Source organism: Mesorhizobium sp. LNHC232B00, assembly GCF_000502435.1.
GTDB lineage: Bacteria > Pseudomonadota > Alphaproteobacteria > Rhizobiales > Rhizobiaceae > Mesorhizobium > Mesorhizobium opportunistum.
This window is the reverse complement of record NZ_AYWP01000006.1, coordinates 47,052-72,450: the sequence shown is the minus strand read 5'-3', so window position 1 is coordinate 72,450 and position 25,399 is coordinate 47,052. Positions and strand designations below refer to the sequence as shown.

General features: G+C 64.3%; 23 protein-coding genes. 14 read left to right on the top strand and 9 right to left on the bottom strand.

From position 1 onward, the window contains the following. Window positions 1–44: 44 nt before the first annotated feature. The gene (locus X743_RS158965) at window positions 45–359 is read left to right on the top strand and encodes a hypothetical protein (RefSeq protein WP_023765100.1); all 315 of its coding nucleotides are present in this window, start codon (window positions 45–47) and stop codon (window positions 357–359) included. 18 nt (window positions 360–377) lie between these two features. Here X743_RS158965 and X743_RS158970 read toward each other — a convergent pair whose 3' ends face one another. After that, window positions 378–1,403 carry a LacI family DNA-binding transcriptional regulator gene (locus tag X743_RS158970; RefSeq protein ID WP_023765099.1) on the bottom strand — a complete coding sequence of 342 codons (1,026 nt, stop codon included), beginning with the start codon at window positions 1,401–1,403 and terminating at the stop codon, window positions 378–380. Window positions 1,404–1,696: 293 nt separating this feature from the next. On the opposite strand from X743_RS158970, the gene X743_RS158975 reads away from it, so the two are divergent. From X743_RS158975 to X743_RS158995, 5 genes are all read left to right on the top strand, one after another. Beyond that, window positions 1,697–2,725: a Gfo/Idh/MocA family oxidoreductase gene (locus X743_RS158975; RefSeq protein ID WP_023765098.1), complete on the top strand. Its 1,029-nt coding sequence runs from the start codon at window positions 1,697–1,699 to the stop codon at window positions 2,723–2,725. 2 nt (window positions 2,726–2,727) lie between these two features. Continuing rightward, window positions 2,728–3,633, top strand: coding sequence for a sugar phosphate isomerase/epimerase (locus tag X743_RS158980; RefSeq protein ID WP_023765097.1), 906 nt, complete (start codon window positions 2,728–2,730; stop codon window positions 3,631–3,633). Window positions 3,634–3,733: 100 nt separating this feature from the next. Beyond that, on the top strand, window positions 3,734–4,744 hold the full coding sequence (locus tag X743_RS158985; protein ID WP_023765096.1) for a substrate-binding domain-containing protein: 1,011 nt from the start codon (window positions 3,734–3,736) through the stop codon (window positions 4,742–4,744). An 87-nt stretch (window positions 4,745–4,831) separates the two neighbouring features. After that, the gene (locus X743_RS158990) at window positions 4,832–5,629 is read left to right on the top strand and encodes an ATP-binding cassette domain-containing protein (RefSeq protein ID WP_023765095.1); all 798 of its coding nucleotides are present in this window, start codon (window positions 4,832–4,834) and stop codon (window positions 5,627–5,629) included. Continuing rightward, the gene (locus X743_RS158995; protein ID WP_023765094.1) at window positions 5,626–6,675 is read left to right on the top strand and encodes an ABC transporter permease; all 1,050 of its coding nucleotides are present in this window, start codon (window positions 5,626–5,628) and stop codon (window positions 6,673–6,675) included. The genes X743_RS158990 and X743_RS158995 overlap by 4 nt, the downstream gene beginning before the upstream one ends. A gap of 24 nt (window positions 6,676–6,699) precedes the next feature. Here the strand turns inward: X743_RS158995 and X743_RS159000 are convergent, their stop codons facing one another. Continuing rightward, window positions 6,700–9,396 (bottom strand): UvrD-helicase domain-containing protein, encoded by a 2,697-nt coding sequence (locus X743_RS159000; protein ID WP_023765093.1) that lies wholly within the window; start codon window positions 9,394–9,396, stop codon window positions 6,700–6,702. A gap of 263 nt (window positions 9,397–9,659) precedes the next feature. Between X743_RS159000 and X743_RS159005 the strand changes: the two genes are divergently transcribed. Further along, window positions 9,660–11,978: a glucose/quinate/shikimate family membrane-bound PQQ-dependent dehydrogenase gene (locus tag X743_RS159005; RefSeq protein WP_023765092.1), complete on the top strand. Its 2,319-nt coding sequence runs from the start codon at window positions 9,660–9,662 to the stop codon at window positions 11,976–11,978. A 24-nt stretch (window positions 11,979–12,002) separates the two neighbouring features. Here X743_RS159005 and X743_RS159010 read toward each other — a convergent pair whose 3' ends face one another. Continuing rightward, window positions 12,003–12,434: a hypothetical protein gene (locus X743_RS159010; protein WP_023765091.1), complete on the bottom strand. Its 432-nt coding sequence runs from the start codon at window positions 12,432–12,434 to the stop codon at window positions 12,003–12,005. 9 nt (window positions 12,435–12,443) lie between these two features. Continuing rightward, window positions 12,444–12,605, bottom strand: a complete 162-nt coding sequence (locus X743_RS1000000172755; protein WP_023765090.1) for a hypothetical protein — start codon at window positions 12,603–12,605, stop codon at window positions 12,444–12,446. 227 nt (window positions 12,606–12,832) lie between these two features. Between X743_RS1000000172755 and X743_RS159015 the strand changes: the two genes are divergently transcribed. Then, entirely contained in the window at window positions 12,833–13,714 is an 882-nt protein-coding gene (locus X743_RS159015; RefSeq protein WP_023765089.1) for a dienelactone hydrolase family protein, read from the top strand. Between the two features lie 22 nt (window positions 13,715–13,736). On the opposite strand, the gene X743_RS159020 is transcribed toward X743_RS159015, so the two are convergent. Further along, window positions 13,737–14,636, bottom strand: a complete 900-nt coding sequence (locus tag X743_RS159020) for a DMT family transporter (RefSeq protein WP_023765088.1) — start codon at window positions 14,634–14,636, stop codon at window positions 13,737–13,739. 89 nt (window positions 14,637–14,725) lie between these two features. On the opposite strand from X743_RS159020, the gene X743_RS159025 reads away from it, so the two are divergent. After that, window positions 14,726–15,205, top strand: coding sequence for an Lrp/AsnC family transcriptional regulator (locus X743_RS159025; RefSeq protein WP_023765087.1), 480 nt, complete (start codon window positions 14,726–14,728; stop codon window positions 15,203–15,205). 77 nt (window positions 15,206–15,282) lie between these two features. Here the strand turns inward: X743_RS159025 and X743_RS159030 are convergent, their stop codons facing one another. Continuing rightward, window positions 15,283–15,480 carry a hypothetical protein gene (locus X743_RS159030; RefSeq protein WP_013894716.1) on the bottom strand — a complete coding sequence of 66 codons (198 nt, stop codon included), beginning with the start codon at window positions 15,478–15,480 and terminating at the stop codon, window positions 15,283–15,285. A 244-nt stretch (window positions 15,481–15,724) separates the two neighbouring features. After that, window positions 15,725–16,204, bottom strand: a complete 480-nt coding sequence (locus X743_RS159035) for a thioesterase family protein (RefSeq protein WP_023765086.1) — start codon at window positions 16,202–16,204, stop codon at window positions 15,725–15,727. Between the two features lie 102 nt (window positions 16,205–16,306). Here X743_RS159035 and X743_RS159040 point away from each other — a divergent pair, with 102 nt between their 5' ends. The 3 genes from X743_RS159040 to X743_RS159045 all read left to right on the top strand — a co-directional run bounded on the left by X743_RS159040 (window position 16,307) and on the right by X743_RS159045 (window position 18,810). Then, the gene (locus X743_RS159040; RefSeq protein ID WP_023765085.1) at window positions 16,307–17,725 is read left to right on the top strand and encodes an FAD-linked oxidase C-terminal domain-containing protein; all 1,419 of its coding nucleotides are present in this window, start codon (window positions 16,307–16,309) and stop codon (window positions 17,723–17,725) included. Continuing rightward, window positions 17,726–18,229 carry a hypothetical protein gene (locus tag X743_RS21555; protein WP_023765084.1) on the top strand — a complete coding sequence of 168 codons (504 nt, stop codon included), beginning with the start codon at window positions 17,726–17,728 and terminating at the stop codon, window positions 18,227–18,229. A gap of 212 nt (window positions 18,230–18,441) precedes the next feature. Further along, on the top strand, window positions 18,442–18,810 hold the full coding sequence (locus X743_RS159045; protein WP_023765083.1) for an avidin/streptavidin family protein: 369 nt from the start codon (window positions 18,442–18,444) through the stop codon (window positions 18,808–18,810). A gap of 13 nt (window positions 18,811–18,823) precedes the next feature. Here the strand turns inward: X743_RS159045 and X743_RS159050 are convergent, their stop codons facing one another. After that, the gene (locus X743_RS159050; RefSeq protein ID WP_023765082.1) at window positions 18,824–19,327 is read right to left on the bottom strand and encodes a DinB family protein; all 504 of its coding nucleotides are present in this window, start codon (window positions 19,325–19,327) and stop codon (window positions 18,824–18,826) included. A gap of 99 nt (window positions 19,328–19,426) precedes the next feature. On the opposite strand from X743_RS159050, the gene X743_RS159055 reads away from it, so the two are divergent. Beyond that, window positions 19,427–20,056 carry a TetR/AcrR family transcriptional regulator gene (locus tag X743_RS159055; RefSeq protein WP_031257620.1) on the top strand — a complete coding sequence of 210 codons (630 nt, stop codon included), beginning with the start codon at window positions 19,427–19,429 and terminating at the stop codon, window positions 20,054–20,056. A 198-nt stretch (window positions 20,057–20,254) separates the two neighbouring features. Here the strand turns inward: X743_RS159055 and X743_RS159060 are convergent, their stop codons facing one another. Then, window positions 20,255–21,241, bottom strand: a complete 987-nt coding sequence (locus X743_RS159060) for a Dyp-type peroxidase (protein WP_023765079.1) — start codon at window positions 21,239–21,241, stop codon at window positions 20,255–20,257. Between the two features lie 133 nt (window positions 21,242–21,374). On the opposite strand from X743_RS159060, the gene X743_RS159065 reads away from it, so the two are divergent. Further along, window positions 21,375–25,367, top strand: coding sequence for an AsmA-like C-terminal region-containing protein (locus tag X743_RS159065; protein ID WP_023765078.1), 3,993 nt, complete (start codon window positions 21,375–21,377; stop codon window positions 25,365–25,367). The last annotated feature ends 32 nt before the right edge of the window (window positions 25,368–25,399 follow it).

Below are 25,399 nucleotides of genomic sequence, written 5' to 3'. Positions count from 1 at the left end.
CCCAATCGGCACCGGCGAGCCATTTTGAGGGGAGGACTGACGCCATGGGTTTCGACCAGTATCACGAACCGCCTGAGGAACTGTCGCAGAAGGTGCGGACCTTTGCGCGCATGATCACCTCGCTGATCGAGGAGGCGGAAGCGATCTCCTGGTACGAACAGCGCATGTCGGTGGAGAAAGATCCGCAGGCTCGCGCCATCATGAAGAACGCGCAAGGCGAGGAGTTCAAGCATTTCGGCATGGACCTGGAATTCCTGCTGCGCCAGAAGACGGATTGGCGGGCGGAACTGAAGGAAATCCTGTTCACCACGGGCGATATCGTCAAGGCCGGCGAGAAGGGCGAGAAGAAGGTGGACTGAGCACCTTCTTCGCCTCCATCAATCGCTGTCGCGCGCGATCAGCTCCAGCGGCCAGACCTCGCGGATGATGCGCGGCCCTTCGGGGCCGGCGAAGGCGGGGAGCGAGGCCAGCAGCATTTCCGCCAGCCGCCGGCCCATTGCCTCCAGTGCCGGACGGAAGGCGGTCAGCGTCGGCGAGAAGTAGCGGCAGAGCGGCGTGTCGACGATGACGATCACGGCCATGTCATGGCCCGGCTTGATTCCCATCTCGGCCAGCGCCTTGCAGCCGCCAAGCGCCATCGCGTCATTGTTGAAGATGATGGCCGTCGGTGGGTCCTTGGAGCGCATGACTTGCGGCGTCACCTGGTAGCCGCCGGCCTCGTTGATGAAGCCGTCGGCGATCAGGTCGGGGTCGACCTCGATGCCGTGCCGCTTCAGGGCCTTGCGGTAGCCGTCGAGAAACAGGTAGCCGAAGTTGAGATCAAGTGAAGGGCGGATGGCGGCAATGCGCCGGTGTCCACGCGCCACCAGGCGGTCGACGGCTTCATCACCCGCCCTCTCGAAATCGATATCGAGAGAAGGATAGGTGTCGCCACCGGACTGACTTCGGCCAAGCGTGACGAAGGGAAAGCCTGCCTTGCTGAGATAATCAATCCGATCGTCTTCCCTTCGTGTATTGGCCAACACGACCGCATCGACCAAGCGCGTCTCAACCACGCGGCGCAACCGCTCCTGCTGATATTGGCCGGGCTCACCCATGACGACCATCAGATCGAGGCCATGCTCGGCGAGCTTCGCCTGCAGTCCGATCAGGAACGGGATGAAGAAGGGTTCGCCATATTGCTGGTCGCCCGGATGCGGCTGCAGCATGAAGGCGATCGAATGGGTGGCGCCTTGCCGCAGGCTCCGGCCCGACTGGTTCGGGGAATAGTTCAGCTTCTTGGCGGCTTCGAGCACGCGCTGGCGCGTGTCGGCATTGACATCGGCGCGGCCGTTCAGCGCCCGCGACACGGTGCCGATCGAAATGTTCAGGTGACGGGCAAGGTCATGAATGCTGGACGCCAAAGGACAATTCCCCCGCCTTGGCCGACGCAATTCCAGGAAAAGTGCGAAGCGGTTTTCGCCCGGAATTGCGCCAAAACAAAGAGTTAGAGCAATTCACCGTTTGTTGAAAGGCTGAACTGCTCTAGCACCGGCTGCCGTTCAGGCCAAGGCTTCCGGATGATTTTCGAGAAGCAGCCGATTGACATTCTACGCTATAGGGTGTGTTCTCGTAAACGTTTACGGAAAAACGTTTACGGTGATGCCGTGGATGCCGTGACATTCGGCCTGGAGGGGCCGGACGGGAGGAATGCCGGATGATGAAAGCCGTCCTCGTCGGCTGTGGTGCGATGAGCAGACAGTGGCTCGATGCCGCGAGGCAGGTCGACGGGCTTGCCATCGTCGGCCTTGTCGACCTCGACGCCGAACGGGCGAAGGCGAGGGCGGGCGAATACAATCTCACCAGCGCCGTCATCGGCACCAGCCTCGACGCGGTGCTCGAGCAGACAAAGCCTGATGCGGTGTTCGATGTCGTTGTCCCCGCCGCCCGGCGCGATGTCGCTTTTGCCGCCTTTGCGCATAATTGCCATCTCTTGACCGAGAAACCTCTGGCCGACAGTCCGCAGAACGCCCGCGCCATCATCGAGGCAGCCAAACAGGCAGGACGCGTGCATGCCGTGGTGCAGAACCGCCGTTACGTCGCCAATGTCAGGCGCATAAGGCGGTTTCTTCAGTCGGGCGCCATCGGCAATCCGACCAGCATCCATGCCGACTTCTTCATCGGGCCGCATTTCGGCGGCTTTCGCGAGGAGATGGCGCATGTGCTGCTGCTCGACATGGCGATCCACACATTCGACGCCGCCCGCTATATGGTTGCCGGCGAGCCGGCCAGCGTCCATTGCCAGGAATGGGAGCCGGCCAATTCCTGGTACCGGCAGGGCTCGTCGGCCAGCGCCGTCTTCGACCTCGGCGGCGGCAAGGTCTTCACCTATGCCGGCTCCTGGTGCGCCGCCGGTTTCCGCACCAGCTGGGAAGGCAGCTGGCGCATCGTCGCCGAACGCGGCAGCATCATCTGGGTTGGCCACGATGTGCTGAAGGCTGAAATGGTGGTGCCCGGCCGCGATGGCTTGCTCGACAAGACCGAGCCGGTCGAGGTGCCGCCGCTCGATCCCGCCGACCGCATCGGCGGCCATCTCGGCATCATCAAGGATTTCATGCACGCCGTCGAGACCGGCACCGAGCCGGAGACGCATGGCGCCGACAACATCAAGAGCCTGGCCATGGTCTTCGGCGCCATCGAAAGCGCCGAGACCGGACGGCGCATCGCCATCGCAGAGGAAGCATAGTGATGCCCAACCCGCTTCTCGACATCCGGATCGGCACCATGGTGCGGGCCAATCTCGACGACCCGGCTGCCTATATCAGGCAGATCCTGCCGCTCGGCTTCGAGAGCATCCAGCCCTTCTTCTGGCAGACGCTTGGCGGCAAGGACCTGCCGCGGCTGGCCGGGCAGATCCGCGAGGCGATCGGCGATGCCGACGTCAGCGTGTCCACGATCGGCGTGTTCGGCAATCCGCTGGAGAGCGGCGAGGTCGATCGCGGTGTGCTCGAGGCCTGGGAAACGGTGATCGACAACGCGCATCTATTCGGCGCTTCGACGGTCAGCGGCTTCACCGGGCGCCTGCGCGGCAAGAAGCTGACCGACAGCCTGCCGCGCTTCCGCGAGGTGTGGGGGCCGCTTGCAAAACGCGCCGCCGACAAGGGCGTGCGCATCGCCTTCGAGAATTGCGCCATGGACGGCAACTGGGCCGCCGGCGACTGGAACATCGCCCACAATCCCGACGCCTGGGAGCTGATGTTCAACGAATTGCCCGACGACAATCTCGGGCTGGAATGGGAGCCTTGCCACCAACTCGTCTATTTGATCGATCCGATGCCGCAGATCCGCAAATGGGCGCCGCGCATCTTCCATGTCCACGGCAAGGACGCGACGGTGCGCTGGGATGTCATCCGCGAGCACGGCGTGTTCGGCCGGCTGCCCTTCGTGCAGATGCGCACGCCAGGCTTCGGCGACAGCGACTGGGCGCGGGTGATCAGCGAATTGCGGCTTGCCGGTTACAAGGGCGCCATCGACATCGAGGGCTGGCACGATCCGGTCTATCGGGGCGACCTGGAGATCACCGGGCAGGTGCGAGCGCTGGAATATCTCAAGCAATGCCGGGGAGGTGCGAGCTACCTGCCGAACCCGATGTGAGGAAAGCCGGCGGGAGGAGCCGGCCAGCCAAGCGCGGCGCATTGCCGAAGCAAATGTCGAAACCCTCGCGCTTGCGAGGACAAAAAAGGGAGGAACGTGCATGAGCATCGCCAAGAGAACGACACTTCGCCTGACCGTCGCGGCAGCCGCCACGGCGCTCGCCGCCGCCATCTCGACACTGCCGGCCCACGCGCTCGACGCGCAATGGTGCAAGGACGTCCACATCCGCTTCTTCGTCGGCGGCGCCGAGGGCGACGCTTTCGGCACCATCGTCTACAATGGCGCCAAGCAGGCGGCGGCCGATCTCGGCCCGAAGGTCGACTACATTTTCTCTCAGTGGGACGTCGAGAAGATGGTGCAGCAATTGCGCGAAGCCGTGGCCGTAAAGCCAAACGGTATCGCCATGATGGGTCATCCCGGCGACGCCGCGATCATGCCGCTGGCCGAACAGGCGCACAAGGACGGCATCAAGATGATGTACCAGAACGTCCCGGTGCCGAAGGTGGTGGAAGCGTTCGGCGGCGGCTATATCGGCGCCCAGCAGGAGCAGCAGGGCCGTGCGCTCGGCGCCGAGGCGTTCAAGCTTGGTAAGCTCAAGGCCGGCGACAAGGCGATCATGATCGGCCCGTTCGAGAACGAAGCCCGTGGCGCACGCGAGCGTGGCACGGTGGCGGCACTCAAGGAAGCCGGCGTCGAGGTCATCCAGCTGTCGTCTCCGCCGAGCGGCGAATGGGCATCCGACCCCAATCTGGCGATACCGGTGATCACGGCGGCGCTGCTCAACAATCCCGATGTGAAGGCGGTCGGCTATCCGGGCGGCCAGATGCTCGGCAATGTGCCGACCTATATGCAGTCGGCGGGCAGGAAGCCCGGCGACATCTTCAATTTCGGCTTCGACACCAGCCCGCAGATCGTCGAGGCCTTCAAGGGCGGCTGGGTGCAGCTGACGGCCGACCAGCAGCCGTTCATGCAGGGCTATCTGCCGATCCTTAGCCTTTGCCAGCAAGTGGTGCTGGGCCTGGCGCCGATGAATGTCGATACCGGCGCCGGCTTCGTCACGCCGCAGAACTACGAGATCGTCTCAGAGCTCGCCAAGCAGGCGTTGCGCTGACCTCCCAAGGCTGCCGGCCGGGTTTAGCCCGGCCGGCAGGACCGCCGGCGACGAGGCCGGCAAGCGATAATGAAAAGCGAGGATCCGATGGCCGAACGCATCATCGAACTGCGCGACATCAAGAAGTCCTATGGCCAGGTCTATGCGCTGGGCGGGGTCGATCTCAGCGTCGACCGCGGCGAGGTGGTCGGCCTGATCGGCGACAATGGCGCCGGCAAATCGACGCTGATCAAGATCCTGTCCGGCGTCGTCAGGCCGACCAGCGGCGACATACTGGTGCGCGGCCAGCCGGTGACCGGATGGAGTGCGGCGCGCTCGCGCGACGCCGGCATCGAGACGGTGTTCCAGGATCGGGCGCTGGCGGTGCAGCAGACCATCGTGCGCAACATCTTCATGGGCCGCGAACTCACCGGCTTCATGGGTTTCTTGAAGGTCAACAAGGAGATCGAGGAGGCGAGCCGGCTGATGCGCGAGATCGGCTTCACCTCGAAGGTGTTCACGCCGCATTCGATCGTCGGCCAGCTGTCGGGCGGCGAACGCCAGGGCGTGGCGATCGCGCGTGCCATCTACAAGCAGGCGGAACTGATCATCCTCGATGAGCCGACGACGGCGCTGTCGCTGACCGAGACCGCCAAGGTTTTCCATTTCGTGCGCCAGGTGCGGGCGAGCGGCCGCTCGATCCTGTTCATCGGCCACAACATCCATCATGTCTTCGACATCGCCGACCGCTTCGTGGTGCTGGACCGCGGCAAGGTGGCGCTGACCACTGACCGCAGCCAGGTCAAGTCGGCCGAGGAGCTCATCAATTTCATGGAAGACGTGGCGCATCCGGGCGGGCTGCCCGGACTGCATGATGGCGGCGAAACGGGGCAGAGAGCGCGATGAGCAAGGCCATGGAACCCGATCTGCAAAGCCCTTTCAGCGGTTCAGGCGGCGACACCGCCGGCAAGGAATGGCGGCATCCGTCCGATCACTGGCTGCGCGGCTTCGTCATCGACAACCGCGCCTCGCTCGGCACGCTCGCCGTGTTCATCGTCATGATGGCGGTGTTCATGATCGCCAACCCGACCGTGTTCACCACCTGGTATCTCTACAGCTCCGTGCTGACGACGCTTCCCGTCGCGCTGTTCGTGGTGGTGCCGCTGGTCTTCGTCGTCACCTGCGGCGAGATCGACCTGTCGTTTCCGGCGACGATGGGCTTTGCCTCCTGGGTGTTCGCACTGGTGGTGCAGGCCGGCTACGATCCGTTCCTCGGTATTGCGGCGGCGCTGGTCACCGGCGTGCTGCTCGGCTTCCTCGTCGGGTCGCTGGTGGTCTATGGCGGGCTATCGTCGCTGATCGCCACGCTCGGCATGAACTTTCTGCTGCGCGGCCTGATCCAGATCATCAACGAGGGCAGGTCGATGGCGCTGACCGGCCTTGCCGACAGCTCGGCCTACAAGATCTTCTCCAGCCAGGTTTACGGCATCCCGGTGCAGATATTCTGGGCCATCGCCTTCGTCGTGCTGTCGGCGATGCTCTACAATCGCCACCGCTTCGGCGCGCAGGTCAAGGTGGTCGGCGACAATCCCGACAGCGCCAAGCAGATGGGCATCGACGTCAAGCGCGTGCGGGTGAAGGTGTTCGTCTTCGTCGGCATCGGTGCCGCGATCGCCGGCACGTTTTCGGTGATGATCAACTTCACCTGGTGGCCGACCGCCGGCGACGGCTACCTGCTGCCGGTGCTGGCTTCGGTGTTCGTCGGCGGCACCCCGACCTGGGGCGGCATCGGCACAGTAGCCGGCGGCGCCATCGGCGCGGTGACCGTGTCGTTCATCCAGACCGGCGTCGTGGCGGCGGGCCTCAGCGGCTTCTATGTGCAGTTCTTCAACGGCCTGATCATCATCCTGTCGCTGCTGGGGCACAAGTGGAACCAGGCGAGGTACCGGTGAGGGGCGCTGCCGGTCGGGCGCGGCTCACACCGCCGCTACAAACCCGTCCAGCACGCGTTTCTGGCCGGCCTTGTCGAAGTCGATGGTCAGCTTGTTGCCCTCGATGGCCGCAATGTTGCCGTTGCCGAATTTCTGGTGGAAGACGCGGTCGCCGACGCTGAAGGCGGATGGCGTGTCGGAGACGGATTTGGCGACCAGTTCGCCGTCGATGGTGCGGCCCTTGACCGAGGTGCGGCCGGCGCCGTAGCCCGAGTCGGTCTCACCATAGCCGATGCGCTCGACCTGATGGCCGGAGCGCGTGCCCCAGTTGCGGTCGGTCGCCTCGGTGCGGTTGGCCTGTGCGCGCTGCCAGCCCGGCGTCGAATAGGTGTTGGAGAAGGCGCCGGATTTTTCGGTGTTGGCACCGACATTGTCGAAGCGCGAGGCGCCGTAGGGATTCTGCCTTCCCGCTCCCTGGCCACGGCCCGATGCGAACGAACCGCCGCCATAGGGATTGCCGTAGCCGCCATAGGAATTGCCGGCTTCGGCGACCTCGACGTGGGAGTTCGGCAGCTCCTCGAGGAAGCGCGATGGGATGGTCGATTGCCAGAGGCCGTGGATGAGGCGGTTGGAGACGAACCAGATATGCAGGTTCTTCTTGGCGCGCGTCAGCCCGACATAGGCGAGCCGCCGCTCTTCCTCCAGCCCTGAACGGCCGCCTTCGTCCAGCGCGCGCTGGTGCGGGAACAGGCCTTCCTCCCAGCCGGGCAGGAAGACGGTCTCGAATTCGAGGCCCTTGGCCGAATGCAGCGTCATGATCGAGACGGCGTCGAGCCCGGCATTCTGCTCGGCATCCATGACCAGCGCGACATGCTCGAGGAAGGAGCGCAGCGACTCGTACTCCTCCATCGAGCGGACCAGTTCCTTGAGGTTCTCCAGCCGGCCGGGGGCTTCGGCCGAGCGGTCGTTCTTCCACATGTCGGTATAGCCGCTCTCTTCGAGAATGGTCTCGGCGAGTTCGGTGTGCGGCGTGGTTTCCAGCGCCTTCTGCCAGCGTTCGAAATTGGCGGCGACCTCGCGCAGCGCGGCGCGGGGTTTCGGCTTCAATTCGTCGCTTTCGGCGAGGTTGGCGGCAGCCTCCAGCATCGGGATGCGCAGCGCGCGCGCCGTGTCGTGGATCTGGCGGATGGTGGCTTCGCCGAGCCCACGCTTGGGCACGTTGACGATGCGCTCGAAGGCGAGGTCGTCGCCGCCATTAGCGACGACGCGGAAGAAAGCAAGCGCGTCGCGGATTTCCATGCGCTCGTAGAAACGCGGACCGCCGATGACGCGGTAGTTGAGGCCGAGCGTGATGAAGCGGTCCTCGAAGGCGCGCATCTGGAAAGACGCGCGGACAAGGATCGCCATGTCGTTGAGGTTGTGCTTCTGGCGCTGGTAGGCCTCGATGGTCTCGCCGATGGCGCGGGCTTCCTCCTCGGAATCCCAGGCGGCGTGGACATTGACCTTGCCGTCCTCGGGATCGTTGCGATCGGTGAACAGCGTCTTGCCGAAGCGGCCCTCATTGTAGGCGATGAGATGGGAGGCCGCACCCAGGATGTGCGCGGTGGAGCGATAGTTGCGCTCCAGCCTGATAATGGTCGCGCCGGGAAAATCCTTGTCGAAGCGCAGGATGTTGTCGACCTCGGCGCCGCGCCAGCCGTAGATGGACTGGTCGTCGTCGCCGACGCAGCAGATGTTGACGGTGGCACGGCCCTCCGCCGAAGAGCGCCCAATCTCCCCCCTTGAGGGGGAGATGTCGGCGGAGCCGACAGAGGGGGGCGGTGCCCCACCGGCCTGTCGGCGCGAGGCGCCCCCCTCTGTCCTGCCGGACATCTCCCCCTCAAGGGGGGAGATCGGCCTGCCTTCGGGCCGCTGCGCCAATAGCCGCAGCCACATGTACTGGGCGGTGTTGGTGTCCTGGTACTCGTCGACGAGTATGTATTTGAAGCGCCTGTGATAGTCCTTCAGCACATCCGGATTGGCGCGGAAGATGCGGATCGGATGGCACAGAAGGTCGCCGAAGTCGCAGGCGTTCAGCGTCTGCAGGCGTTCCTGATAGGCCTTGTAGAGCTCACGGCCCTTGCCGTTGGCGAAGCTGCGTGCGTCGCCCTCGGCAATGTCGGCCGGGCCTTGGCCCTTGTTCTTCCAGCCGTCGATCATCTGGGCGAACTGCTTGGCCGGCCAGCGCTTGTCATCCAGGCCCTCAGCCTGGATCAGCTGCTTGATCAGCCGCACGACGTCGTCCGTGTCGAGAATGGTGAAGTCGGATCTCAGGCCGGCAAGCTCGGCGTGACGGCGCAGCAGCTTCACGCCGATCGAGTGGAAGGTGCCGAGCCACGGCATGCCCTCGACATTGCCTTCACCGATCAGGATGCCGATGCGCTGCTTCATCTCGCGCGCGGCTTTGTTGGTGAAGGTCACCGCTAGGATCTGTGACGGGAAGGCCTTGCCGGTGGCGAGGATGTGGGCGATGCGGGTGGTCAGCACCCGCGTCTTGCCGGTGCCGGCACCTGCCAGCACCAGAACCGGGCCTTCGGTGGTTTCCACCGCCAGCCGCTGTTCGGGATTCAAACCCTTGAGATAGTCGGGCGCGTTGTTGTGGCCGCTGCGGGCTGCCATCGCGCGCGCGGCAATGCCCGACGGGGCCGTGGGCCGCGCATTGGGTTCGTCGAAAAAGGGCATGTCTTCGGAAAAGCCGGACATCTTCCCCCGAATGTAGTGATTCGGGAGGGAAAGACCAGAAGTGTCTACGTTTTGTTCCCGGTAAAGTGGCTGATTTGGCCGCCCCACGCCCGCACTACCGTCGGCCTTATCAGCCAATTGCGATGGAACAAACATTACCGCCTGCGCTTATGGCGCGTGCTTGACAGGCGGGACCGTCAGGGGAAAGTTGTGTTCCGGGCAGCAACGCAACGCGGGGTTACCCGTGGCCGCGCGCGGCGCGCAACAGTCGAAGGAGTATCATCTTGGCTGTCACCATCACCTCCCTCGTCCTTTTTCTGCTTGGCCTGGCGCTTGGCGCCGGCGGCATCTGGTTGGCTTCGCTGGGCGGCAGTTGGTATTACATCATCGCCGGTCTCGCCTTCTTGATCGCCGCCTGGCTGCTCTACCGGCGCCGCTCCACGGCACTGTGGCTCTATGCGGCGATCGTGATCGGCACGCTGGCCTGGGCGGTCTGGGAAACCGGGTTCGACTGGTGGGAACTCGGCCCGCGCGGCGGCATCATCGTGCTTGTGGCGCTGTGGTTGCTGACGCCGTGGGCGAGGCGAGGGCTTGCCGGTCCCGACGGACGCGCGCCGCTGATCCTGGCGGTGCTGGCGTCGCTGGCGGTGGCCGGCTATTCGATGACGACGGATCCCAAGGACATCGCCGGTGCGCTCGACACCGACAAGGTGACCCCCAACGCCAATCTCGGCGGCGATGTGCCGGCCGGCGAATGGCACTATTACGGCCGCACGCAATTCGGCCAGCGCTATTCGCCGCTCGACCAGATCACGCCGGACAACGTCGCCAACCTGAAGCCGGCCTGGACCTACCGGACCGGCGACGTGAAGGGGCCCGACGACGTCGGCGAGACCACCTACCAGGTGACGCCGCTGAAAGTCGGCGACACGCTCTACATCTGCACGCCGCACAATTTCGCCATCGCTGTCGATGCGGCGACCGGCAAGGAGAAGTGGCGCTACGATCCCAAGATCAAGCTCGACAAGGATCGCCAGCACCAGACCTGCCGCGGGGTATCCTACTATGCCGATGCAGGCGGCGCCGCCGGCCAGCCGTGTGCGACGCGTGTCTATCTGCCGACCTCCGACGCGCGGCTGATCGCGCTCGACGCCGCCAACGGGCAGGTCTGCCCCGCCTTCGCCGAGGGCGGCACGCTCAATCTCTTGACCAACATGCCGTATCCCAAGTCGGGCTATTATTACTCGACTTCGGCGCCGCTGATCACGGGCGGCAAGATCATCGTCGGCGGCGCGGTCAACGACAATTATTCGACGCAGGAGCCGTCCGGCGTCATCCGCGCCTATGATGCCGCCACCGGCAAATTGCTGTGGAACTGGGATTCCGGCAATCCGGACCAGACGACGCCATTGGCGCCCGGCCAGACCTACACCGCCAACTCGCCCAACATGTGGTCGACGCCGAGCGCCGACGAGAAGCTCGGCCTGCTCTATGTGCCGCTCGGCAACCAGACGCCGGACCAACTCGGCATAGGCCGCAGCGACAATGTCGAGAAGTTCTCCTCCTCGATCACCGCGCTCGACCTCAACACCGGACAGTTGAAATGGGTGCGGCAGACCGTACATCACGACCTGTGGGACATGGACGTGCCAGCGCAGCCGACCCTGATCGACATCACCAAGGCTGACGGTTCGATCGTGCCGGCGCTGGTCGGGCCGACCAAGCAGGGCGATCTCTATGTGCTCGACCGGCGCAGCGGCGACCCGGTGATCGCGGTAAAGGAAGTGCCGGCGCCAGGCGGCGCCATCGAAGGCGACCACACATCGCCGACGCAGCCGGTGTCGGACCTTACCTTCAACCCGAAGCCGCTGACCGATGCCGACATGTGGGGCATCACCATGTTCGACCAGCTGGCCTGCCGGATCGCCTTCCACAAATTGCGCTATGAAGGCCGCTACACGCCGCCCTCGCTGCAGGGATCGCTGGTCTATCCCGGCAATTTCGGCACCTTCAACTGGGGTGGCGTGGCGGTCGATCCGGTGCGGCAGGTGATGTTCGGCATGCCGACCTATCTCGCCTTCACGTCGAGACTTGTTCCACGCGCGGACGTGCCGGCGCCGGGCGACGACACCAAGGGCAGCGAGCAGGGGCTGAACCGCAATGACGGCGCTCCCTATGCGGTGGTGATGGGACCGTTCCTGTCGCCGCTCGGCATTCCCTGCCAGGCGCCGCCCTGGGGCTATGTCGCCGGCGTCGATCTCAGGACCGGCGCGATCGCCTACAAGCACCGCAACGGCACCGTCTACGACATGACGCCACTGCCGCTGCCGCTGAAGGTCGGGGTGCCTGGCATTGGCGGGCCGATGATCACCGCCGGCGGCGTCGCCTTCCTGGGTGCTGCGGTCGACGATTATCTGCGCGCCTATGATTTGACATCGGGCAAGCAGCTCTGGCAGGCGCGGCTGCCAGCGGGCGGCCAATCGACGCCGATGACCTATACGGTGGCGGACGGGCGCCAGTTCGTGGTCATCGTCGCCGGCGGCCACGGCTCGGTCGGCACCAAGCCCGGGGATTACGTGATGGCCTACGCGCTGCCGAAGTAGGGGAGTGACACCAAACCGTCGGTGCTAGCCGAGCCCCAGATGGCCCTTCAGGCTGGGCACCGAGCCGAGCACCTGGTTGGTCAAATCGGGGCCAGCGGCGGCTTCGGCCTGCTGGACCAGTGTTTCACCGGCCTTCTGGATTTGCGCCATGTCGAGGCCGGATGCCTTGAGCGCGGCGAGGCCGTTGACCAGCGCGCCGGCCTTTTCGCCGAGGACGCCGCCAAGCGCGCCCTGCAGCGACGACAGGAAGCCGCCACCGCCGGCAGGGGCGGCCATGACGTCATATTTCTGCGCCAGCGCATCGGCGCCCGGGATCTTGGCGAAGAATGACGAGGCGCTGGTGCCTTCCGCCTCGTGCTCGAGCACCGAGAAAATGGTGCCGACGACCTTTTCCGTCGTTGCCTGGTCGAGACCCGCCTTCTGCGAAACGGTGTTCACGATGTCCTGTACGTCCATGACTTCACCTCAACCTTGGATTCTCATGTTTGCCGGATAGCGCTGGCTGCGAACCTTGACCATGGACTTCTTGACCATGGACTCGCGGCTCGCGGCAACAACAACCGTGCGCATCGCCAGCATGGCGGCTGCGGCAATCATGAAGGCGGTTGCCAGGATCGGCATGGTCATCGTTTCCTCCAGGCCGCGCCATCGGGCGGCCGATCAGCCAGTTTCCCCTACTATTGTCGCAGCGCCATCAAGATTGTCGCCGATGACAAAAACGTGATGGGAGATGAGATCCGTCGCCCGGGCGCCGATCGCTGGGCGGAACGATGTCACTGTCCCGTGACTGGACGATGAGAGGCTCGCCCCTATCTTGCGGACGGCAGGGGCAGTCCAGGCCCGAGGAGTGCGCCATGACCGACGTCAAACCCGTGATCACCCAGGCGATGATCGACGCCTATGACGAATACACGCATCTGACGCTCGACCGCCGCCGCTTCATGGAACAGTTGAGCAGGCTTGCCGGGTCGGGTGCGGCGGCGGCCGCGATCGCGCCGCTTTTGGCCGCGAACTCCGCCCAGGCGGCGATCGTTGCCGAAAACGACGCCCGCGTGAAAGGCGAGGACATCACCTATCCCGGCAGCGGCGGCGAGCTGAAGGGCTATCTGGTCAAGCCGGCAAAGCCGGCCGGCAAGCTCGGCACCGTCATCGTCATCCACGAGAACAGAGGGCTCAACCCGCATATACGCGACGTCGCCCGACGCGTGGCGCTGGAAGGGTTCGTGGCGCTGGCGCCCGATTTCCTGTCGCCGCTCGGCGGCACGCCCGCCGACGAGGACAAGGCGCGCGACATGTTCACCACGCTCGACCCGGCACAGACCGTCGCCAACGGCGTCGCCACCGTCGCCTTCCTCAAGGCCGACAAGGACGGCAACGGCAAGGTCGGCGCCATCGGCTTCTGCTGGGGCGGCGGCACCGCCAACATGCTGGCCGTCAATGCGCCCGACCTCGCCGCCAGCGTCGCCTATTACGGCATGCAGCCGAAGGCCGCGGATGTGTCGAAGATCAAGGCGGCATTGCTGTTGCACTATGCCGGGCTCGACGATCGCACCAATGCCGGCATCGACGCCTTCAAGAAGGAACTGGATGCCGCCCATGTCGAATACACCGTTTATGTCTATGAAGGCGCCAACCATGCCTTCAACAACGACACTTCGGCGGCGCGCTACGACAAGAAGGCGGCCGATCTCGCCTGGGGCCGGACGATCGCTTTTCTGAAGGAGAAACTGGCCTGAAGCAAAAACTGGCATAGGGCGTCTAATCCGTCCTCGCCGGCCTGTGGAAGGCGACGCCGGCGACCACCAGCGCGATGCCAACACAATCGCTGAAGTCGGGTATCTGGCGCAGCACGATGACGCCGATCAGCGTTGCCGTGACCGGCAGCAGCGACAGCATCAGCGCAAAGCTCGAACGCGGCAGCCGCGACATGGCGAGCTGATCGCAGATGTAGGGAATGACCGAGGAACAGATGCCGACGCCGATGGCGGCGATGAGCAGCGGCGGCGAGAAGAAGGCAGGCAGCGCGTCGGCTAAGCCGATCGGAAGCACGACGACGAAGGCGACTGCCATGGCCGCTCCCAAGTCTGCGATACCGTCACCTGCGCCGGCTCGGGCGACGCGGTGGCCAAGCACGATGTAGCCGACAAAGAGCGCGCCGTTGAGGAAGGCCCAGAACAGCCCGAGCGGATCGCTGGACCATTTGACGTCGATCAGCAGCACGGTGCCGGTGACGGCAACGGCAAGGGCGGTGAGGTTGCGGGTGCTCCTGAGGCCGACCAGCGCGACGCCGATGGTGCCGACGAATTCGATCGCCGCCACCAGCGAGATCGGCAACCGGTCGAGCGCCAGGTAGAACGCGCAGTTCATCACCGCCAGGCAAGCGCCAAAGGCCAATAACAGCAGCCGCGTCGAGGGATCGGCGCGGGCGAAGGTCCGCCACGGGCGCGTCAACGGTGCGAAGATCAGCGCGGCGGTGGCGATGCGCAGCCACGCCATGCCGAGCACGCCGACATGCGGGAAAAGCAGCACCGCGAAAGCCGGGCCGAGATAGTGGAAGACGGCGCTGACGCCGAACCAGACATGCGGCGGCAGTTTTGCCGCCAGGAGCATGGGGCCGGGGGCAGGGCTGGTAGCAGGCGCTTGCGTCCGATCGTTCATCGGATCAGTATCGCAGGCAGTTTTCCCTATTCATATGGAAGATGACCGGCCTGGCTGGCACGTTCCTTATCGGAAGCAAGGATTTTTCCGTGAAGCGCCTTCGAACCGAAAATATCGATCTCGATGCCGCGGACATGAAGATCCTGCGCCTGCTGGAAAAGGATGCGCGAGCCAGCACGGCGGAGCTGGCGCGTTCGGTCGGCCTGTCGGCGCCGAGCGTCGCCGAGCGGATCAAGAGGCTGCAGGAGAACGGCGTGATCGAAGCCTATTGCGTCAGAATCAATCCCGCCGCCCTTGGCCTGAAGCTGTCGGCTTGGCTGCGGATCCGGCCGGTGCCGGGGCAATTGTCCGTCGTCGCCGACATCATCCGCGAGCTGCCGGAGATCGCGCAATGCGACCGGGTGACCGGCGAGGATTGTTTCATTGCGCTCGCGCATGTCGGCTCGGTGGCGGAGCTGGAACGGGTGATCGACCGGATCATTCCCTATGCGATGACCAACACGGCCATCATCCAGTCTTCACCAGTGGTGGCGCGCTCGCCGCTGGCGGCGGTGAAGCGATCGTCGTGAGACGGCGCGATGAGTTCAGCCGTTCTCGTCAGGTGACTAGGAAAGCGCGGTACCGGCACCACGCCGGTTTGCCTGCGTCAGGCATGCCCGCGCTTCAGGCGGGCGCGCTTCAGAATGCTGCGCCAGCGGATCATGTCGAACGGGATCGGCTCGTTGTTGTTGGCGATATGGAAGATCTCGTTGTCGACGTTCTTGAGCGAACGCCAGAAATCATAGTCGGTGATGCGCGGATCGGCGGCCAGCCTGTCCACCTCGACCTTGATGTCGGTTTTCATGCACGTTCCTCGAACCGGCTCCGCCCGCCGCCCGTATAACAACCCGTGCGGACCTTTTCTGCCGCTCCGCTGAGTCGTTCAACGGCCCAATTGGCTTGTTCCCGTTAAAACCTCGGTAAGGTTAACGCCGTGGCGAGGCTGCTTCAAGAACCGGCGCCAGCCGATTTGCAGGTTCTTCCATTTTGAGCTGCCGGTGTGGCTTTGATGCCCAATTCACTGGACGCGGTGACAGTGTCAGCTCGCCCTATTTGCGCTTGATCCCGATCGAGCGGCCGGCACGCTCCGGCATCGGCAGCACCGAATGCGCGGCGCGCATGGCTTCGACCTTGGCCAGCACATCGGCGGGGAAGGGCGCGACCTTCGGCCCCGACATGTCGACATGCAGCGACAAGGTTTCGGAGGTGGCGGCGAGCCAGCCGTCGACATGGCGGATTTCCTGATAGGCCCTGAGCCGCTTCTCGTCATGATCGATCAGCTGGAAGGACACCTGGACCTTGTGCTCCAGATGCAGCTCCTGCACGTAGCAGACATGGACTTCGGCGGTGTAGATGGTGAGCCGCCGGTCTTTCACATAGTTCAGCCCCATGCCCATCGCCTCGAAGGCCTCGTCCGAGCAGCGGTCGAACAGCACGTTGTAGTAGGCCATGTTGAGATGGCCGTTGTAGTCGATCCAGTCTTTTTCGATGTCCATGGGCCTCGAGACGAAGGGGGCTGGGATGGACATGGAAACTTCCTTGTTCTGGCGCTGGACAGAGCGTGGCTACGGAGACTACGCATCCATAATCGCATAACAAGCGTGGACACTGGTCCATTCGCGGAGGAATTCATGGCTCTGAGCGACCTCAATCCCGTCGAACGCAACGAGGAAGGCATCGCGGCGGTGCTCGGCATCCTCAAGCAGCGGCTCGGCGAGCGCTTCCAGACCGGTGAGGCCATCCGCTCGCAGCACGCGCACACCACCACTTACATCCCGACGCAGGCGCCCGATGGCGTCGCTTTTCCGGAGACGGCGGCCGAAGTGCAGGAGATCGTACGGGCCTGTGCCGCCCACCGCGTGCCGGTGATCGCCTTCGGCGTCGGTTCGTCGCTGGAGGGCCACACCAACGCGCCGGGCGGTGGTATCTCGGTCGATACGTCGCGCATGAACCGGATTCTTTCGGTCAATCCGCAGGATCTCGACTGCACGGTCGAGCCCGGGGTGACGCGAGAGGATCTCAACCGGCATCTGCGCGACACCGGCCTGTTCTTTCCGATCGATCCGGGCGCCAATGCCTCGCTGGGTGGCATGGCCGCGACGCGGGCGTCCGGCACCAACGCCGTGCGCTATGGCACGATGCGCGAGAACGTGCTGTCGCTGACCGCCGTCATGGCCGACGGCGAGACGGTGATCACCGGCAAAAGGGCGAAGAAGAGTTCGGCCGGTTACGATCTGACGCGGCTCTTGGTCGGCTCCGAAGGCACGCTCGGCATCATCACCTCGCTGACTTTGAAGCTGCAAGGCATTCCGCAGGCGATCTCCGGCGGCGTCTGTCCGTTTCCGAGCGTCGAGTCGGCCTGCAACGCCGTCATCGCCACGATCCAGATGGGCATCCCGGTGGCTCGCATCGAACTGGTCAATGCGCTGCAGATGCGGGCGATGAAGACTTATTCCAAGCTCGATTATCCGGAAAGCCCGTGCCTGTTCGTCGAATTCCACGGCAGCGATGCCGGCGTTGCCGAGCAGGCCGAAACCTTCGGCATGATCGCGGAGGAAAATGGCGGCGGACCCTTCCTGTGGACCAGCGTCGCCGAGGAGCGGACGAAACTGTGGAAAGCGAGGCACGACGCCTACTGGTCGTCGCTCACATTGCGGCCGGGCGCTAAGGGTCTATCGACCGATGTCTGCGTGCCGATCTCGCGCTTTGCCGAATGCGTCACCGAAACCGAAGCCGACATCGCCGAAATGGGGCTGATCGCGCCGATCGTCGGCCATGCCGGCGACGGCAATTTCCACGTGCTGGTGCTGATGGACGTGAACGACCCCAAGGAGATCGCGCTGTCGGAAAAATTCGTCGCGCGGCTCAACATGCGTGCCATCGCCATGGACGGCACCTGCACCGGCGAACATGGCATCGGCCAGGGCAAGATCGGCTTCCTGCGCCACGAACTCGGCCACGGCGTCGACATCATGCGCACCATCAAGCAGGCGCTTGACCCGCAAAACATCATGAATCCGGGCAAGATATTGCCGAGCGAGGGCCATTAAATGTCGGGTGCCGAGACCCTGCTGCCGATCGAGGTGCCGCCGTCTTCCCCCGGCGCGCCATTGCCTCATGTGTTTGCGGATGAAAGCAGGCTGCTCGTCGCTTATATCGCCAATGCTCCGGATACGTCCTTCGATGGCACGAATCCGCGCTCGGTTTCACCGGCAACAGTCAACCAGCATGTCGTCGTCCTGACGGCAGATCCTTATCTGGCATTTCAGTTCGGCCCGCCGAATGATGAAACCATCAGCGGCCACCGGCTCTATGCACTGGGCTTGCGACCCTATGAGGCATTCGAAGTCCGCAACTCAGCGTGGATCGCGTCCCTTGAAAAGACAAATCGGGTTCATCCGTCACACACGCCGGAACTGTTTTCAAACTATCGGCACTTCATCCTGACGTTTCATGATTCGATGCTGGAATTTATTGCGGAGAGTTTCTCGACCAGTCTTCACAACGGAACCGTTTTGACCGTGTTGATGGAGGGTGTCGGACGGCGAGCCTGAACGTTATAGGCGAAAGTCTCGCAGGCTCGTTGGTGAAGACAACCCGTGAATGCGTTGGCACGAAAAGGCTTGTCGAACGCGCCGCCGTTCGGTTCGGACGGCACCTGCACCGGCCGCACGTTGAGGCCTGAAACTGCCCGCACCTGCGGAACCGATTCCCGACTTTCACGTTGCGGCAACCAACGGATATCGTCAAAGCGGAGCGGCCGCCCATGAACTGGAAAGGCCTCTGGAAGAATCAATACGGGTCCATCGTCGAGATCACCGATGATGCGGACAATCGTATATCGGGATCGTTTCGAACCGCGCTGCCGGATAGCGGTTTCCATGGCCAGGAAATTCCGATTTTGGGCGTCCACCGCGGCGACTGCATCAGTTTTGCCGGCGGCGGGAAAACGGCGGTCGGGGATGCGATCGTTTCCTACACCGGTCTTCTTCGGGAGGGGAAAATGGAGACGTTATGGTTTGTCGTCTCGGATGCGGCGATAAAGGCCAGTGGCGAGGGCCAACCCGCGAAGATCGAAAAACTGAATTGGTGGCGCTCGATGTCGACCAGCGCGGATACGTTCCAACGAAGCTAGTCCCGTTCGGGCTTCACGCGCGACCCGCAGGCTCGGCCCGGTGAAGATAACCGGTGAACGTGTCGGGAGACGTGGGTTTCGACAACTGAGTCACGATCCTGCCGACCTCGCCGCGATGATAACCGCCATGGGTAATGACGTGTGCCAACATCTCCTCGCGTGACATTTCCCCAGGGGCACCACTGGTAAAGACGAAGGGGATCCTCTCCGCCAGAGCTTCGGGCTCCAGCTGTTCGACATAGCGCAGATACCATTGGTCGGTTTCGGTGATTGCCTTCGATAGCTCGGCGAATGTCGGCGTGCTGCTCGTGCCTGTATCGCGAAAACCGTGCCTCTGCTTCTGGACGTTCGAGGCAAAAATCTTGTCGACGACATACGCGTGATTGATGGTCTCGAGGATCGTGCCGAACTGCTCTTCCGATACGTCGTTCTTGATCCCGGCCAGCAAGGCAAGCAGCCCATCATCAGCCCAGGCTTTGTAGCGGAACAGGGAGTGAAGCAGAGTCTTGCTGCTCATGGTGGCCTCGCTTTGTTTGGGTGACAGGCGGGACTTGCTTGTCGCGGCTCACTCGATAAATGTGAGCTGGCAGTCGCATTTTGGTGAAGAAGCCCAGTCATGGCTACTCGCGTTCCCTCAGAGCAGGCAAAGGTGCGCAAAGCGCCACGGCAGCAGCGTTCGCGTGCGACCGTCGACACGATCGTGGAGGCGGCGGCTCGCGTTCTGGCGCGGCGCGGCTGGGCGGGTTTCACCACCAACGAAACGGCGTCCGTTGGTGGCGTCAGCGTCGGTTCGATCTATCAGTATTTTCCTAACAAGCTGGCCTTGGCGGAGGAAATCCGCAAACGCCATCTCGACGGAGTGCTGGCGGCAATTTCCGGGCCCAATGAGAGCAATGTGGCAACCACGCTGGAGCAGCGGGCGGCGCGGCTGATCGACGGTGTCGTCGCCGCCCATAATGTCGACCAGGACCTGCATCGCGTCCTGCTCGACGAAGTGCCGCTTGCCGCCCGCTCGACGCAAGATCAGTTCGAAGCGGAATATCAGCGGCGCTACCAGGCCGTGATCGCGTCGGCCTCTGGAACGCCTGACCCCGAGCGCGATGACATTGCCGGGCGTGTGCTTTCGGGGGCGGTCGAAGGGGTGGTTCATGCCGCCGCGCGGCATGGTGAGCTCGACCTACCGGCATTGCGAGCCGAACTCATCGAATTGGTCTGTGCATATCTGCGTGGCCGATCCGCCCGCTGATCGGTGTGGCATCGGTCGTCGCAAGGCTGCTGGACAAAAGGCTTGTCTTGACCGCGCCATGCGTGCGGTGACGAACCAGCGGGCGCCGAACCTGGTCCGGCCGGCGGAACTCTGCCGGCAGCGCAAGGCGGCCAAGGTTGCGCAGGCGAAGCGCGACGCACGCTGAAGCCCAGCGGATGGGCCGTCAGCCGTCGCCCTTTACCGTGCGGCCGCAGGCTGCTCCTGCGCGTCCTGGACAAGGGCCTGCAGCATGGGTCGTGTCGGGGCGAAGAATGTCGTGCCGGTGTGCGGCGTGGAGACATCGAGCAACCGGTCGTAGGCGCCCGGCGGGTCGCCGACATACATGCGCTGCAGCATCTTTTCGGTGACCCAGAGATACCGGGAATAGCCGATGAAGTAGGTGCCGAACTCGTTCTGCCCGGGCCTGCCGAACGGCATGTTGTCGCGCAATATATCGTATTCGTTGCCGTCGGCATCCTCGATGGTGGCCAGCGACTTGTGCGACTTGCGCGGCGCGTCGTCATCGTCGATTTCGATGTTGTCGATCTTGGTGCGGCCGATGATCGCTTCCTGCTCGGGCGTTGGAATGCGCGCCCAGGCCTGGAGATCGTGCAGGTATTTCTGGACGACGACATAGCTGCCGCCGGCAAAGCCGGCATCCTCGTCGCCAACCAGCGCCGAGGCGGGCAGGTCGAGGCCGGTCGGGTTGGCCGTGCCGTCGACGAAACCGAGCAGGTCACGGGCGTCGAAATAGCGAAAGCCCGTGACTTCGTCGACGACGGTCACACCAGGGCCAAGCCTGTCGAGCAGGATGCGCTCGAACTCGAAGCACATGTCTGATCGTTCGGCGCGGATGTGGAAGAGAAGGTCGCCCGGTGTCGACGGGGCCGAATGGACCGCTCCCTTGATCGGCGCGAACGGTTTCAGCTCCAGCGGCCGCCGGCCGGGGCTGAGGCGGTCCCAGAGAGCGCGGCCGATGCCGGCGATGCAGGACAGGCGGCCGCCAAGGTCGCGGAACCCGACATTCTTGACCAGGTCGTCAAGGTCGCCGAGCGCGGAACAAATCCTGGCGAGAGCCGGCGGTTCATCGGCGACGGTGACGACCAGAAAAATCGCCGACTGCGAAAGCGGGGCATCGACGCTCTGCGCGTCGATTGGCACGCGGTCCCAGCTCTTGCCCGACATCCGAGAATCTCCGTATTTTCCGGGATTTGTTTCAGATCGCCCGACAGGACGCAACACTCGAAGAATTGCCTCTTTATCGACACGCGGATGCGGGTAGAGTGCGGCGGAAATTCAATCAACCTGTTCGGAGCTGATGCTCGCACGCCTGTTCGTGATCTTCGGTGGCCTGTTCGTGCTGGTGCTGTGTGCGGCGCTGGTGGTGCCGTATTTTATCGACTGGACCGGCTACCGCGCCGATTTCGAACGCGAGGCGAGCGCCATCCTCGGCCGCAAGGTGACCGTGCAGGGCGACGCCACGGCAAGGCTGTTGCCGTTTCCCTCGGTGACCTTCTCCAACGTCGCCGTCGCCGGTGGTCCCAATGGCCAGCCGGCCATGACCGTCGAGACGTTTTCGATGGATGCCGAACTCGCGCCCTTCCTGCGCGGCGAGGTGCTGATCTTCGATATGCGGCTGGTGCGGCCGAAGGCGACCATTGACATCGCCAGGGATGGCACGGTCGACTGGGCCATGCGTCCGTCCTCGCCCTTCAACCCCGGCCAGATATCGATCGAGAAGCTGACGGTGACCGAAGGGCAGATCGAACTGCGCCATGCCGCCGGCGGGCGCAGTCACATCTTTTCCGAGATCAATTCGACCATTTCGGCCAAGTCGCTGGCCGGTCCGTGGCGCTTGGACGGCACGTTGCGGCTGGACGGGTTGCGCACCACGGTCGCTGCGTCGACCGGCAAGGCCGAACCCTCCGGGCAGATGCGCATTCGCCTGAAGGCCGACCCCGATGCCTATCCCCTGGTGATCGAAACAGACGGCAATGCTGGCATCGTCAACGGCGCCGCCGTTTACTCAGGCCAGTTCAAGATTTCCGGTGCCGACAAGAACAGCGCCGAGCTGCGCGGCAACGACGGCGAGACGGTGAAGGTCTCGACCGGCAAGCCCGATCCGGGCTTTCGGCTGAACGGCAAGTTCTCGCTCGACCACCAGAAGCTCGGCGTCGACGAATTCCGTTTCGAGACGGGGCCGCTGGACAATCCTTATACCGCCGACGGCAAGGCCTCGGTCGATCTCGGCCAGAAACCGAGCTTCGCCATCGAGGCCAATGGCGCGCAGGTGCAGTTCGACGAGGCCGTGGGCGCTCAGGCCGGCACCGGCCTGACGCTCGACCAGCGCATTGCCGGGCTGGAGCAGGCGCTGCTCGATCTGCCGAAGCCGACCATTCCCGGCACCGTCGAGGTCAAGCTGCCGGCGGTGGTGGCCGGCGACACCACGGTTCGCGACGTGCATCTTTCCGCCGAGCCGGTCGAAGATGGCTGGAAGATAAAGTCGCTTGCAGCGACACTGCCGGGCCGCACCACGCTGGAAGCCGATGGCATGCTGGTGCTCAACGTACAGAGCCATTTCGGCTTCACCGGCTCGTTGCTGCTTGCGGTGGCGCAGCCCTCTGGCTTTGCCGCCTGGCTGTCCAAGGATGTCGACGAGGCGATCCGCCGCCTGCCTGCCGCCGGCTTCAAGGCCAAGGTCGATCTCTCGGGAAAACATCAATCCTTCAGCGACCTCGAACTGATCCTGGGCAAGGCGAAGTTTTCCGGACGCATCGATTCCAGCCAGCCCGACGACGCCAGGCCCTCTGTGCTGATGCGGCTTGAGGGCGGCGAGCTCGATGTCGACGGGCTGGCGGCGTTCGCCTCGATCTTCGTCAGCGACAAGGGCGCCAACCGCTTCGCCGACCGCGATCTCGATTTCCAGATCAAGGCCGGGCCGGTCAGCGCCGGCGGGCTGACCGCCGATACGGTCGATACGGCGCTGAGGCTGCGCGAGGGCTTGCTCGAAATCGACCGGCTGTCGGTGGGCGGGCTGGCCGGCGCCTCGATCAGCACCACGGGCCGGATCAAGGATTTCCCGGCGAGCCCGACCGGCAAGCTGGACGCTTCTGTGGTCGCCGTCGACCTGAAGCCGCTGATCGACGTCGCCGCGCAGCATTATCCGGACAGCGCCGTGCTGAAGGGCCTGGCAAGCCGTGCGGCCGCCTATCCCGACCTGTTCCAGGATGCCCGCGTCGACCTCGTGGCAAGTGCAGCCGACAATGGCGATGGCACGACGGGCCTGGCGGTGAGCGGGCAGGGCAAGGCCGGCGGCTCGGCGTTTTCGGCGTCGCTGTCCGGAAAGGGGGCGATGGGCGATCTTCTCGACGCGCCGGTAACGCTGACCTTCAACGCCAAAAACCCCGACGCCACCGCTCTCCTGGCACTTTGCGGCCTGCCGGCGCTGCCGCTCGGCATGCTGGGCGAAGCCAGCACCGATATCCAGGCCAAGGGCACGCTCAGTGGCGGCCTGGCGACAAATTTCAGCCTCACCGGCAACGACTTCAAGGCCGGCTTCGAGGGAACCGTGGCGGACACGCCGCAAGGGCCCACCGCCAAGGGCAAGCTCAGCCTCGACGCCGCCGACATCGAACCCTGGCTGATGACATCGGGCATCGGCCTGCCGGGCATGGGCGCCGGCATGTCGGCGTCGCTCGCGGCGCAGGGCGACTACGGCAACGGCCTGCTGGTGCTCGACAATCTCAGCGGCGCCATCAACGAGGCTGCGGTGTCCGGCGATGTCAATGTCGATGTCAAGGACGGCGTTCCGCATCTGGCCGGCGCGCTGGCGCTCGACGAACTCGACCTCGATCCGATGGCGGTGGCGCTGTTCGGCGATTCCGCCTTTCTTGCTGACAAGGGTGCAGCTGACAAGAGCGGGGCCGACAAGGGCGGGGGCGAAAAGCGTGGCGCCTGGCCGGATGCGCCCTTCAGCCAGAAATCCAGCCTGCCGTTCACCGCCGACCTCGACCTGACGACGGCGGCGCTCGCCGCCGGCTCGTTCGCCACCGCTTACGACGCTGGCTTTTCGCTCAAGCTCGACCAGGAAGGCATCCGCGTTTCCGATCTCAAGGCCAAGCTCCTGGGCGGGGCGCTGACCGGCCTGTTCGAGTTGAAGAACAATGACGGCACCGGGCTTTTCAGCGGCCAGATGAAACTGGCCGGATCCGATTTGGGAACCGTGCTGCCGGATGCCGGCATCAGCGGCAAAAGCGATTTCTCGGCGGCGCTGTCGACCAGCGGCAAGTCGGTCGATGCGATGGTCGCCGCTTTGTCGGGTTCCGGCACGGCGACGTTGAAGGGTTTGCAGGTCGCCGGCGTCAATCCCGATGCGTTCAGCGCTTTGCTTGCCAAGGCCGACGCGATCGGGCGCGACATCGACGCGGCCAAGACAGCCGGCTTCGCGCCTGACATCGCCGCCGACGGCAGCTTTGCCGCCGGGGATGCCGAGATTGCTTTCACGGTTGCCGGCGGCACGCTGCGGGCGCCGCCGATCAGTTTTGAAAATCCGGCGGCGACCCTGTCCGCCGATATCACGGCCGATCTCAACGCCAACACGGTGTCGGCCAAGGGCGCGATCACCTACAAGCCCGGCGACGAGGCCCTGGTCGGCTCCGAGCCGGTCATGAATTTCACCGCCGAAGGCCCGCTCGGCGCCATCAAGCGGCAGTTCGACAGCGAGCCGCTGGCACAGTTCCTGACCCAGCGGGCGCTGGAAAAGGAGCAGCAGCGCGTCGAGGCGATGCAGGCGGCGCTGCTGGAGAAGCAGCGGTTGCGGCGTGAGGTGCGCTACTACGCTGCACTCCAGGATGCGCGCGACAAGGCCGCCGAGGAGCTTCGCCAGCAGGAGGAAGCGGCGCGGCTGAAAGCCGAGGCGGACGCCAAGGCGAAAGCGGAGGCTGACGCCCAGGCCCAAGCTGAAGCGGATGCCAAGGCTGAAGCGGATGCCAAGGCGAAAGCCGACGCCGAAGCGAAAGCCAAGGCGGATGCCGACGCCAAGGCAAAGGCGGATGCGGACGCCAAGGCCGCGGCCGAGCAGCAGGCCGCCGATGAGGCGGCCAAGGCCCAGGCGGAACAGGAGCGCCAGAAGGCGGAAGAGGCAAAGCGCATCGCCTCGCAGGAAAAGGCGAAGCGGGAGGCCGATCAAAAAGCCGCCGACCCAGCGCCGAAGGTCGAGCGGGCGCCACAGCCGCAGGCGAACGACAATCCGCCAGCCAAGCCAAAGGCCAATCCGTTCACGATCGACAATTTGTTGAAGTCGTTGGAGTAGGGCAGTAGGGCAGTAGGGCAGTAGGGCCTTGC